General features: G+C 46.9%; 14 protein-coding genes and 1 tRNA gene. 12 read left to right on the top strand and 3 right to left on the bottom strand.

Features of this window, described 5'->3' with window-relative positions:
* Positions 1-61: 61 nt before the first annotated feature.
* On the bottom strand, positions 62-688 hold the full coding sequence (locus B5E82_RS02455) for a TetR/AcrR family transcriptional regulator (protein WP_087305819.1): 627 nt from the start codon (positions 686-688) through the stop codon (positions 62-64).
* A 212-nt stretch (positions 689-900) separates the two neighbouring features.
* On the opposite strand from B5E82_RS02455, the gene B5E82_RS02450 reads away from it, so the two are divergent.
* The 6 genes from B5E82_RS02450 (at position 901) to B5E82_RS02425 (ending at position 6,267) form a co-directional block, all read left to right on the top strand.
* Positions 901-1,563 carry a Crp/Fnr family transcriptional regulator gene (locus tag B5E82_RS02450; RefSeq protein WP_162610684.1) on the top strand — a complete coding sequence of 221 codons (663 nt, stop codon included), beginning with the start codon at positions 901-903 and terminating at the stop codon, positions 1,561-1,563.
* Positions 1,564-1,696: 133 nt separating this feature from the next.
* A complete protein-coding gene (locus tag B5E82_RS02445; protein WP_087305817.1) occupies positions 1,697-2,881 on the top strand; it encodes an ABC transporter substrate-binding protein in 1,185 nt (394 codons plus the stop codon).
* A complete protein-coding gene (locus tag B5E82_RS02440; RefSeq protein WP_087305816.1) occupies positions 2,878-3,906 on the top strand; it encodes a FecCD family ABC transporter permease in 1,029 nt (342 codons plus the stop codon). The genes B5E82_RS02445 and B5E82_RS02440 overlap by 4 nt, the downstream gene beginning before the upstream one ends.
* A complete protein-coding gene (locus B5E82_RS02435) occupies positions 3,903-4,712 on the top strand; it encodes an ABC transporter ATP-binding protein (RefSeq protein WP_087305815.1) in 810 nt (269 codons plus the stop codon). Before B5E82_RS02440 ends, B5E82_RS02435 begins: the two co-directional genes overlap by 4 nt.
* Positions 4,709-5,551: a Rossmann-like domain-containing protein gene (locus B5E82_RS02430; protein ID WP_087305814.1), complete on the top strand. Its 843-nt coding sequence runs from the start codon at positions 4,709-4,711 to the stop codon at positions 5,549-5,551. Before B5E82_RS02435 ends, B5E82_RS02430 begins: the two co-directional genes overlap by 4 nt.
* A 5-nt stretch (positions 5,552-5,556) precedes the next feature.
* Positions 5,557-6,267, top strand: a complete 711-nt coding sequence (locus B5E82_RS02425) for a cupin domain-containing protein (protein ID WP_087305813.1) — start codon at positions 5,557-5,559, stop codon at positions 6,265-6,267.
* A gap of 411 nt (positions 6,268-6,678) precedes the next feature.
* Here the strand turns inward: B5E82_RS02425 and B5E82_RS02415 are convergent, their stop codons facing one another.
* Positions 6,679-7,242: a helix-turn-helix domain-containing protein gene (locus B5E82_RS02415; protein WP_087305812.1), complete on the bottom strand. Its 564-nt coding sequence runs from the start codon at positions 7,240-7,242 to the stop codon at positions 6,679-6,681.
* Positions 7,243-7,464: 222 nt separating this feature from the next.
* Here B5E82_RS02415 and B5E82_RS02410 point away from each other — a divergent pair, with 222 nt between their 5' ends.
* The 6 genes from B5E82_RS02410 (at position 7,465) to B5E82_RS02390 (ending at position 11,507) form a co-directional block, all read left to right on the top strand.
* A complete protein-coding gene (locus B5E82_RS02410) occupies positions 7,465-7,647 on the top strand; it encodes a hypothetical protein (protein ID WP_140393066.1) in 183 nt (60 codons plus the stop codon).
* Positions 7,648-7,664: 17 nt separating this feature from the next.
* Entirely contained in the window at positions 7,665-7,883 is a 219-nt protein-coding gene (locus B5E82_RS02405; protein WP_162610683.1) for a helix-turn-helix domain-containing protein, read from the top strand.
* 125 nt (positions 7,884-8,008) lie between these two features.
* Entirely contained in the window at positions 8,009-9,565 is a 1,557-nt protein-coding gene (locus B5E82_RS02400) for a hypothetical protein (protein WP_087305809.1), read from the top strand.
* Positions 9,555-9,824, top strand: a complete 270-nt coding sequence (locus B5E82_RS02395; RefSeq protein ID WP_087305808.1) for a hypothetical protein — start codon at positions 9,555-9,557, stop codon at positions 9,822-9,824. The genes B5E82_RS02400 and B5E82_RS02395 overlap by 11 nt, the downstream gene beginning before the upstream one ends.
* Positions 9,825-9,866: 42 nt before the next feature.
* Positions 9,867-10,091 carry an antitoxin VbhA family protein gene (locus B5E82_RS17825; protein WP_140393065.1) on the top strand — a complete coding sequence of 75 codons (225 nt, stop codon included), beginning with the start codon at positions 9,867-9,869 and terminating at the stop codon, positions 10,089-10,091.
* A gap of 204 nt (positions 10,092-10,295) precedes the next feature.
* Positions 10,296-11,507 carry a tyrosine-type recombinase/integrase gene (locus B5E82_RS02390; RefSeq protein ID WP_242966227.1) on the top strand — a complete coding sequence of 404 codons (1,212 nt, stop codon included), beginning with the start codon at positions 10,296-10,298 and terminating at the stop codon, positions 11,505-11,507.
* Positions 11,508-11,596: 89 nt separating this feature from the next.
* On the opposite strand, the gene B5E82_RS02385 is transcribed toward B5E82_RS02390, so the two are convergent.
* Positions 11,597-11,667, bottom strand: a tRNA-Gly gene (locus tag B5E82_RS02385).
* Between the last annotated feature and the right edge of the window lie 80 nt (positions 11,668-11,747).

The raw sequence follows: 11,747 nt of genomic DNA, 5'->3' as shown, positions 1-11,747 counted from the left end.
ATAAAATGGCTGTACCCGCGGATCCGGACAGGAACAGCCAGATTATCCTGCTATGATTCTGTCAGACTTCGGCTGCGTCAAAAATAGTAGTAAAGCCCTGCATATGATACCGGTTCAGAAGCTGGAGATATTTTACGGCGTCCGCTTTGGGCATATGATGGCGGACTACCTCGAACATTCCGTTAAAGTAGGCGGTCACGACGATATGAATAAATTCTTCCGTCACCAGGCCGGATTTGACGCTTTCACAGCCAATGACTTCCATGTATTTATAAGTATAATCCACCTCGATATTCACCAGTTGATCCAGAAAGGAAGAAAAGCGGGTGCCGCCGGCGCCGTCCAGAAGAATCTGAAATTCTTCAAAATGGTCATAAATATAGTCCAGCATTTCCATCTGGTGGAGAGAGGTATACTGGCCCATTTCCGCTTGCTGCGTTTCCTCATCAAACTGATGAAAATTCTCCTGTATCTTTAAAAACAGTTCCATAAGTCCGTCTGCGGCCGGAGAGACAACGGCGGAAAAGAGGCCTTCCTTATCCTGAAATCTTGTATAGATAGATCCGGTGCTGGTGCCTGCCTCCTGGGCGATGGTACGCAGAGATGCATCCTTGTAGCCCTTCTGCAGAAATTCCTTTTTTGCACATTCCAGAACCGCCTCATAGACGCCCTCAATTTGCTTTGCCAATCTGATAACTCCTTTATAATTATATTATTCATAACAGTGTTTCATAACGATGTTTTGATTATATTCCTGTTTTGAGATTCTGTCAATCCCTTTTCCGGAAAATATGGGATTCCCTGCAGATCATAGAATCGATGAATCCTCTGGTTGACATAGCACAGAAAACATGCTATAGATTAGCTATAACTAATTATTGCGGCGAAGGAGGAGACGGCATGGAGGAATACTTTGAGCTGCTGCAGCGCTCCCCTCTGTTTGAATCTGTGGATGCGGAGGGTATGAGGCATATTCTGCACTGCCTGGAGGCTTATGTGAGCATGGGCGGAAAGGGAGAGATTATCAATCATTACGGGGACAGGATCGTTTGGGCAGGCATTGTCCTGGAGGGAAAGGTGGCGCTGATCGCGCCCGGAAGCGATGGAGAGGAGTCCAGCATCCGTCTGGCGGTTCCTCCGGAATCTTTTGGCTGCTCCCATTCCTGTCTGCAGAATCAGCCATCTCAGGTCACAGTGGTGGCGCGAAAAAGGACGAAGATCCTGTTCCTGAAGCTCTCAAAGCTGCTGCGGCGGGAGGCGATGGGCTGCCGGTACGCGTCTCTGGTGACGGCGAACCTGCTGAAACAGACCGCGGCCGCAAATCTGGCTCAGGGCAGGAGAATCCATGTGATGAGCCAGAAATCTATCCGGGACAAGCTTCTGCTCTTTCTGGAACAGAGCCGGCAGGAAGAAGCGGATACTTTGTCCGCTATGAACCGGCAGGAACTGGCGGATTATCTGGGGACGGAGCGCAGCGCTCTTTCCCGGGAAATGGCGCGGATGAAGAAGGAGGGGCTGATTGATTACTGCCGCAATGAGATAAAAATTCTCAGTGAAAACTGATTTTGGTTGCGGCTGCAACTGAAATTTTGCAGCATGTGCTTTATACTGTTCCATGAGTTAGACAAAACTAATTTATGGAACTTTTTTTGCAGAATTTTTTCTGAAGATCATCATTTATAAGGAAGGAGATATTATGAAAAAGAGATGGAGAGGTGCAGCAGTTCTGCTGTCTGCCGCCCTGCTTCTGGGCGCATGCAGTACGGCGGAAAGCACGGATACAGCAGGAAGTACGGATACAGCGGATACGGCGGACAGTACAGATACGGCAGAAACTGCAGATATGGCGGAGACGGCGTCTCTGGAGGGGCAAAGCGGAACACATATCGTGGTGGATCATGCGGGAAACCAGGTGGAAGTACCGGATCAGATCGACCGTGTCGTGATTGACCAGATCCCCATTCTTTCCACTTACATGGCGTATTTTGAGGGTTCGGCGCCTTATATCGTCGGATACTGCGGCTCATTCAAGGATACGATTAATGAAACCGTATTGAAAAATATCGCGCCGGAGCTTTTGGAGTCCGAGGAAACTGTGTATGCGCAGTCGGGTCTGAATATCGAGGAGATCATGAAGCTGGAACCGGACATCATCCTTTACAATGCCAATAATGCGGAGCACGCAGAGGTCCTGAAGGCAAGCGGCATTCCGGCGGTGGGGTTTGCCACGATAGGCGCGGAAACGCCGGCGGATCCGCTGGAGCGGTATGAGGAGTGGCTGCGGCTTCTGGAGGACGTTTTTGGAGAAGACGGAAAGATGGATGGCTTTTTGGAGAGGGGAGATGAGATTGTAGCGGATGTGGAAGCCCGCATTGCAGAGATCCCGGAGGAGGAAAGGCCGTCTTCCATGATCCTGTATCAGGTTTCAGATGGCGTGCCTCAGGTGGCCGGGCAGGGCGTGTTCGGATATTACTGGCTGGAACATCTGGGAGTACAAAACGTAGCGGAGGAAACCCAGGGCTTTGCCCAGGTAAGCTTTGAGCAGATCTATACCTGGGATCCGGAAGTCATATTTCTGAATGGCCCGGGTCTTATGAAGCTGACTGTGCAGGATATTATGGACAATACGGTAGAGGGAGCGGATTTCTCGACCATTCAGGCTGTGGAGAACGGCCGCGTCTATGACACGACGCTTGGAATGTGGAACTGGTTCACACCAAATCCAGACGGACCGCTGGTATTGGCCTGGCTGGCCTGCAATGCTTACCCAGAGGCCTTCGCGGATTATCCTCTTGAGGATACGATCCGCAGCTATTATGAGGAGTTCTACGGATATGAAATAACGGACGAAGAATTAGAAGGGATGCTTCAGCTGCGATGAAAGATGGTTTTTGGATTCGGAACAATCATTTCACCCCGGCGGCGGTGATCTGCATGATCCTGCTGCCGGCAACAGCGGCGCTGATCTGTATGTGCATCGGAAGAATGGGCCTTTCTGCGCCGGAAGTGGTACGGACGCTTGCGGGCGCTCTCTTTCGCGGAGAGACAGGCACCCAAAACTATTCTATTATTGTGAATCTGCGTCTGCCCAGGATCCTGATGGCGGTTATCATCGGCGCGGGCCTGACCTGCGCCGGGGATACCTTTCAGGCGCTGTTTTCCAATCCCCTTGCGACGCCGGACATCCTGGGCGTATCCAGCGGAACCTGCGTAGGTGCGATTCTGGCGATCCTGATCTCCAGAAGCATTCTGGAAACACAGCTTATTGCCCTGATTTTCGGCCTGGCTTCCGTGTGGATTACGCTCAGACTTGCGCGGAATAAGGATAGTCAGTCTGTCGTGTTTCTTGTGCTGGCCGGCGTCATTATTTCCTCTCTTTTTGACGCGGTGGGCTCTCTGCTGAAATATACGGCGGATCCGATGAATGAGCTGCCGGAGATTACCTATTGGCTGATGGGGAGCTTTACAAGTGCGTCCTATAAGGAAATTCTGATCGGTTCCCCGTTGATTCTAATCGGCATTCTGATTATTTATCTGCTTCGCTACCGGCTGAATATCCTGTCTCTGAGTGAGGATGAGGCGAGGGCAAGCGGCATCGACCTGAAAAAGACAAGGCTGGTATTTATTCTGGCCGCGACGATGATTACGGCGTCCTGCGTTTCCATGTGCGGTCAGGTTGGCTGGGTAGGGCTTCTGATTCCACACTGTGCGAGAATGCTGACAGGCAGCAACAACCGCTTTGTCATTCCGGCCAGTATCAGCCTGGGAGCCGCCTTTATGATTGTTATCGATACGCTTTCCAGGAGTATCAGTGTCATAGAGCTGCCGCTGTCGGTGCTCACGGCCATTCTGGGAGCGCCCGTATTTATATCGCTGCTGAAAAAGAACGGGAGGAATCTGAGATGATACTGGAAGTACAGAATGGCTGCTTCGGCTATCCAAAGCAGCCGGAGATTCTCAAAGACATCAGCCTGACTTTAAATCCGGGCAGGATTCTGGCGATTCTGGGACCCAATGGAATTGGAAAGACGACGCTTTTAAAATGTATGGTGGGGCTTCTGAAATGGAAAAGCGGACGTTCCTTTCTGGATGGCAGGGACATTGGAGAGCTTTCTTCCCGGCAGATCTGGTCCCGGATTTCTTATATTCCCCAGTCCCATGGCTTTGCCTTTTCATTTACCGGGCTGGAAATGGTGATGCTGGGGCGGAGCGCCCATCTGGGCGTCTTTGAGCAGCCCGGAGCGAAGGAGCTTCGCATGGCGGAGGCTGTAATGGAGCGGACAGGGATTACACGGCTGGCATATAAGGACTGCAATCAGATGAGCGGAGGGGAGCTGCAGATGGTGCTGATTGCCCGGGCTCTCATTAATGAGCCGGAGCTTATGATTCTGGATGAGCCGGAGACGGGGCTTGACTTCCACAATCAGATTCTGGTTCTGAACATGATAGAGAGGCTGTCCCATGATGAGGGCATCTGCGCGGTAATGAACACCCATTATCCGACCAATGCGCTCTCCGTGTCGGACTATGCGTTTATGCTGGACAATAAGGGTAGCTTTATGTATGGGCCTACAGAGGAGGTTTTGAATGAGACAAATATTTCCCGTTCCTTTGAGGTTCGTGTGGCAGTCAATGAATTTCAGTACAGGGGAAAAACGGTGAAAAGCATTGTTCCCGTTTCTCTGGCAGAGGATGAGGAAGAATTAAGATGAAGGATTTGGAAGAAGTTTTCGGAAGGACAATGGAAAACTATCAGCGGTATCAGGAGGAAATGCCGGTATTGCAGGAATTTATCATGGGATACCGCTGGCTTACAGCGGCCGACACAAAGGGACAGCTTTCACAGGCGCTCCGGGTTGGCCGGGAAAAGCCGCCGGAGCAGTATGAGAGTGCGCTGCGCTCCTTGATTGGGAAGACGGCAGGACGCTGCCTGGAGCAGCTGTTTGCCTGGGGAGATCCGGAGTTTCGTACAATTGCAGTAAGCCTCCTCAATCTGCTTGGCAAGCCATTCAATACGCCGGAGAGGCTGGCGGACCGGGGAATACAGAGGAGCGAGGGGCTGCGCTTTGCCTATAACGTGAAGGGGGAGAAAGCCGGAATTATCGGATATGGGCTTTACAACGATTTCTTCTACGGAAAGTGCGCGGAGTTTCACGCCTTTGATTTCCGGGGGCCGAAAGGAATCCTGAGCGCCCGGATCGGAGAGCGGGAGACGAAGATATATCCGGAAGGAATCTGCTGGCATCTGGGGGCGAACGCGCTGGAATCCTCAGAAACGCTTGGCGAGCTTGATATTGTGATCATGACAGGCTGCACAATCGTGAACGATACTTACCGCGACATCCTGAAAGCCTGCAAAAAGGCCCGGATCCGGGGAATCTATGGGCCAAGCTGCGAACTCTGCCCCGAGTACCTGTTTGATCTCGGATATAATTATATTTTCAGCGCTTCCGTAAATAATAAAGAGGATTATTTAAAAGAGGTCTTTGCCCCTCTGCCCGAGGGCAATGATTTGTATTATATGGATACATATGAACTGGTAAGGGGGTGACGTAAATGGAATCCAGAGTATTTAAAATAGAAGAAGAGCACAGGCCGAAAGCAGCGCTTACTATCTCTACAGACGCCTGCCTGGGCGGGCCAGGAAAGGTCCATTTCTTTTCACTGGGGTCTTATACAGACATAAGCCCGGAACGGTACGATTGTCCGGCTCTTTATATCGGCGCGGGAGGGCAGGCGGATTTTGTGCTGGGAGGCGGCCGGGAGCAGGATGTCCGGAAGAAAGCCACAGGCTGCGCCCGGGGAAATGAGCCTTTTTGCCCGGCCTGTCTGGAAAAGGGGGGGATATTGTTCGTTCCGGGCGGAATGCTCTGCGGAATGAAAGCCCGGGAAACGGGCTTTGTATATACAGAAATTTTAATGGAAAAGGAGACGAAAATGAACGAAATTTTAAAACCGGCAGAGGTATTCTGCCTGAAGGATCTGATTGATTACGAAAAGGGAAGCATTGCAAACATGGATCTGGCGACCGGAAGCAGCGCGAAGCTGATGATCCTGTCCTTTGATGAGGGCTGCGCCCTCGCCGAGCACAGAGCTCCCGGCGACGCCTTGCTGTTTGCATTGGAGGGCAAAGCAGTGATCGGTTATGAGGGCAGGGACTATGCTATCCGGGAAGGGGAAAATTTCCGGTTTGAAAAGAACGGCCTTCACAGCGTAAAGGCGGACGGCCGCTTTAAGATGGCTTTGCTTCTGATGCTGGAAGGGTAGACAGATGCCCTGCACAGGACAATAGAAATATACTCTTGTATCATAAAGTATTCATTAAAAAGTATAGCCGCAAAAGAACATAGATTCTTTGATTGCGGCTATACTTTTTACTGTCGAAAATGTGAAAGCAGCAATTTGCAAGGAGGGTGTCGCACCATCATCTAATTTGATGATGATTTTGCGGCACCCTCTCTTTTAACCTATAATCCATAGCACTTTGTTTTTTATAGATATGATGCAGACGGTTATTTCGGCAGTAACTGCAAGAACCATGATTACGGCAGGCTGAGTCAACAGCTTTTGCTCCGTGATAAGGCCTGCGATGTTCCTGGCCAGATACAATGGCTTGATTTAAACTCATAAAACCACTCCCTTCAAATGAGATTGTCATGGCAGCATCTCTGTCTGGTTCTATTGTTCCGGAGATACATCCGGAATTCTGCTCTCTGCCAGACGGATCAGGGCAGTATCGTCATAGGACTGTTTCACATTTCCTGCCAGGGCGGCGGTGTAACAGCGAATCAGTCTGTCTGCTTTCTGGCGCTGGATCAATTTTTTGATTTCCTGCAGTTCTTCAACAGTTGTCTGCGGCTCATCCATATGACAGGTAATGTATTCGCCCAGCTTTGCCTTAACATAAGCTTGATACTCTTCCGGGGTATGGAAAGCGTCTGCAAGCTTCTCCAATTCCATGTTAAAGGTTTCTTCCTTTTTTAATACCTCCATGATGTACTGTTCGATGTGGGCAGACGGCTCCCAGGTATCTCGCAGCAGTTCATTTGGGGCTACGTTCAATACTTCCATGATCTTTTTGAAATTGTCAAAGGCAGGAGAGCTTACACCCCGTTCGATCTTTGACATATTTTGAAGATTGATGCCGATAGCCTCCGCCAGCTCTTTTTGCGTCATTCTCTTCTGCTTTCGAATCTTCTGGACATTATTTCCTAATTTATCCCCCGAATAGCGCTCCTGCATTGTTTGTGTTCTCCTTTCTGCACTATAATTCTATAGTACTTATTTTTTGAAAAAAATCAAGAAAAAGATCTTGACAAGTAATCCTGCAGGGATTATTATATGGATAAAGAATTAATCGTAAAATGATTATTTTTAAATAAATATAAACAATAAATAACAAATAAATAATCTTAAAATGATTAATTTGAGAAACAACAAAATAATGAAAGGATGGATATGAATATGAGAAGAATGATTGATGCGATAGCAGAAGGACAGCGGTTTAACACAGGTCATTATGAAAATCAGTTTTCAGCCGGGTTTCGGCTCGGAGCGTTATTGATGATGGAGATTTTGGAAAATTCGGAAGACTGCTGCCAGGAGGCAGACGAAGAGTCCGACGAATTAGAAGATTTACCATACTAGGAATGGAGGTATATATTATGATTTTGACGGAAAAGCAGTTGAAATGTGCATTGCGAAGGCATATAGAAGAGTTGGAAGAGAAGACCGAGGCGAGCAGACAGGAAATTGCATTTAGGTTAGGCGTGAACCATATTACCTATTATGGCTGGGTGTCTGGTTCCAAATTGCCGTCTCCCGCGAATCTGTTTAAGCTGGCGGACTATTTTGGGGTAAAGCCTTCGGACTTATTGCAGTAAATGTCCCGGGTATGCGGCAGCCTGCTGATATATTTGGCAGCCTGCCGCTCTGCCAGGGAAATTAACAGGAAAACTGACACGGACACTGCCTCAGAAAACGAAAAATAATACTGGAGTAATGCAGAATGGAATATAAAATTATACCTTTGAATATAGTATTGACTTATCCTGTTAAATGGGGAAAATATGAAATCCTTCGAGATTTCATACAGAATTTTTATGATTCTGCCGGATATCAGGAGTTTGGAGAGCGCTTCCAATATGAATACAGCGATGATACGCTGTCTATGTGGGTGGATGGCATTAGCTTTTCGTATGACTGGCTGCTCTACATCGGCTCATCAACGAAAACGGCAGACGTAAGATATGCGGGAAATTACGGAGAGGGCTTTAAGATTGCATCTCTGTGCGCAGTCAGGGATTTTGGGTGGAATGTTACCATGTCCTCGGATGACTGGGAATTATCTGTAATTACGCAGGAGCAGAGCCTTGACGGAAAGACGGTGGAAATGCTGGCATATAAAATGCATCAGACTCCTAAGACGGACAGAAGCCGGCTTACACTGTCGCCAATAAGTGATGAGGAGTTTCAGCTTTTTAAGGATACCATAACCAGCTACTACTATTATGGGAATCCACTCCTGGGCAGACGGCTTTGGGAAGGAAAGGAAGGAGCCGTCTATTTATACAGCAAAGAAGGTTATGAGGAGTCTTTACTTTACACATACGGGTATGGCAGAAAGGGGGCAGTTTTTTGCGGGTATCAGCTTTTGGGCTCAAATCCATTTGGGCTCGTTGTATGTGTTCATGATTATGAGCAGGAGGACAGGGAACGCAAGGCCCTGTATGACTTTCATATTATCCGGGTATTCGAGAAGATTGCGCATTGCGTTTCTCCGGAGGCCGCTATGGAAATGCTGGTAAAAATGAGGCGTTACTGGAATTCTGTTCCATCAAAGCGGGTAGACATACACAGCTGGAGTGTAACCATCAAACGGCTGATATCCCAGATATCAAGGTCTTCGGAGGTGACCCGGTTATTCCGTGAAAGATATCCTGATTTGCTGTATCTGGACCCTGTTTTTACAAATGCTGCCAAAAATATGAGAAACCAGGCGAGGGCATGGCTGTCTTCACAAGACCATTCCTATCTTCTCGTACAGGAAGCATTTGTCAGGCTGGGGTATCCCAGCCTGGAAGAGGTCTGCGAGCGGGCGGGAGGCTTTGCTGTCAATGACAGCCCGACAGAGCTGGAGGATAAAGGGTTTGAACTGCTGGAAGATATAGTAAAACAGATATACGCAGATTATTTTGTGCTGGATAATGGGTTTCCGGAACGTAAGATTATCAGAAATTACAGGGCGTCTTGCAGCGGTATGGCAGAACTGAAAAAGACCAGGAGACAGCTTGTGACGGACGCAGGAGTTCCTGTGCGTTATGATATCTCGAAGCTTTATTTGAAGCGGAATCTTTTTCAAAAAGATACTTTTTATAAAGCGTTGGCAACTTATATACATGAGATGTGCCACATCTTTGGCGGTGACGCGTCTAACGCATTCAGCCTGGCTCTGACCCGTGCGATGGAAATCTTAATGCAGCAGCATGATATCATTAGTGAGTACAATGAAAAGTGGCTGTTATTGTATCCGGCAGACGCAAAAGGAGGACTGAATGACAGATAAATGGCCGGCTAAGGCGTTGCGAAATTATGCGCAGGGTTACCTTGAGGGGAGACTGGAGGTTCAGTTAAGCATGTTTGCCAGGCTGACGTGTGAATCCCTGAGGTCAAAATGCGGAGAGATTCCATATGTCTTAAGGAAAAGAATACAGTATGAAAAGGATCCGGACGAGCTATACAGCTGGGCTGAAATAGCAATGGAGTGCAGTTCGTTAGAAGAATTTTGTGAGAAGAGCGGACTTACAAGATTTTTAGACCAGTAATTTTCGGCCTTGGACCAGAGAATATAAAGAAAACGTTGAATTATGAGCAGATTAGAAGACATGAGAACAAGGAAAGTACTTTCTTCCCCGGTGAAATCAGATGCAGGAAATTATACTATGCAGGAGGCAATAGACGAGGTAGACGCGACAATGCGTATGGAAGGTATGCCATTGTCAGATGATGATATTGAATTGCTCAAGGTTTATAAGAGCGGGCGTCTGACAGGAGACCAGATAAGGGAAAAGATACTGGATGAGCTTAATTGACAAATGGGCCGCCGCATATGTACGGCTTCAGCCGTGAGTAAGGCGGTCCTTTAAAATATGTTTTATTGGAGTAACTCCACAGACATAGCTGGGCAGTTGTTCAATAGGAGAAATTTTTTGAATTGAGGACTGTAAAAATCCCCCTTTTTTATAGGCTTTTTTCGTCTGAGGTTAATTCGGAAAAAAACCAAGGAGGAAACACGTATGCCTATGGAAGAATCCGAATTATTGAAATACGCCATTGAGAATGGTATGATCGATATGTTATATGTTCAGGAACAGATTGAGATGAGTAAAAGGAAGGAACTGTTGGAAAAACATCCATATAAAATATGGCAGGGAGCAGATGGGTACTGGCGTACATATTTGCCTGATAAAGAGAAGGGAAGGATTCCAAAAAGAAGTTTAGAAAAAGATAATGTAGAACAGGCGGTTATTGATTATTGGAAAGAACAGTCAGAAAATCCAACAATTCAGGAGGTTTTTGAGGAATGGAACGATCGAAAGCTTAAAATGAAGAAAAAAGCTCCGTCAACCCATTTGAGAGATTCGCAGACATTTAAAAGACATTTCAGCGAGTTTGGGAAAAAGAGGATCAAAGACATTAAGCCGGAAGAGATTATAGAATTTTTAGAAGAGCAGATACCGGAACATAATTTAAAGGTTAAAGCGTTTGCTAATTTAAAGACAGTTACCCGTGGCATCTTAAAAAGTGCAAAAAGAAAAAAAATGATTGACTTTCGTATTGAATCCGTGTTTGAAGAGCTGGATGTGTCAGAAAAAGACTTTGATATAACGATTAAAGAGGATTATGAAGAAGTTTTTGACGAAGAAGAAACGGAAGTCATGTTAAATTATCTGAAAGATAATCTTGATATGATGAATATAGGAATTTTTTTGATGTTTCTTACGGGTGCGAGGATAGGAGAAGTGGTTGCTTTAAAACATACAGATTTTACCTATAATACATTTAATATCCGGAGAACGGAAACCAGGTATAAAAATGAGGATGGAAAGTATGTTCGGGAGGTAAAGGATTATCCTAAGACAGCTGCGGGGATTCGGACGGCGATTATACCGGATGCTTATTCCTGGCTTGTAAAGGAAATTCAAAAGCTTAATCCGTTTCAGGATTACATATTTGTTAAGGATGGGAATAGAATCAGTACACAGTCAATCCGTATGAGGCAAAAGAGAATCTGCAAAAAACTTAATATTTACCCCAAATCACCCCATAAAGACCGGAAAACATACGGGACTATCCTCATGGATAATCACATTGACAATCGCTTGATTACTGAACAGATGGGGCATACAGATATCACTTGCTCTGAAAAGCATTATCATAGAAATCGTAAAAGTATAGAAAAAAAGACAGAGATATTGAGCAATATCCCTGATTTTATGGCAAAATAAAAGGAATCAGAACGTACGTTCTGATTCCGCGCTTGATTCCCTAAGATTTAGTGAGGGCCTGGAACCCGCATAAATACTGGGTTTCTGAGAGCAGATAACGGGAATCGAACCCGCCTCTCCAGCTTGGGAAGCTGGCGTTCTACCGATGAACTATATCTGCGAAAAGGGCCTTGTTTCCTGCGCCAATGACAATATTATAGCATACCCCCCGGAGAAATCAAGAGCGAAAACCCGGAAATG

Source organism: Lachnoclostridium sp. An138, from assembly GCF_002160765.1.
GTDB classification, from domain to species: domain Bacteria; phylum Bacillota; class Clostridia; order Lachnospirales; family Lachnospiraceae; genus Laedolimicola; species Laedolimicola faecalis.
The sequence above is the reverse complement of the archived record's forward strand: the minus strand, read 5'-3'. Positions and strand labels throughout refer to the sequence as shown.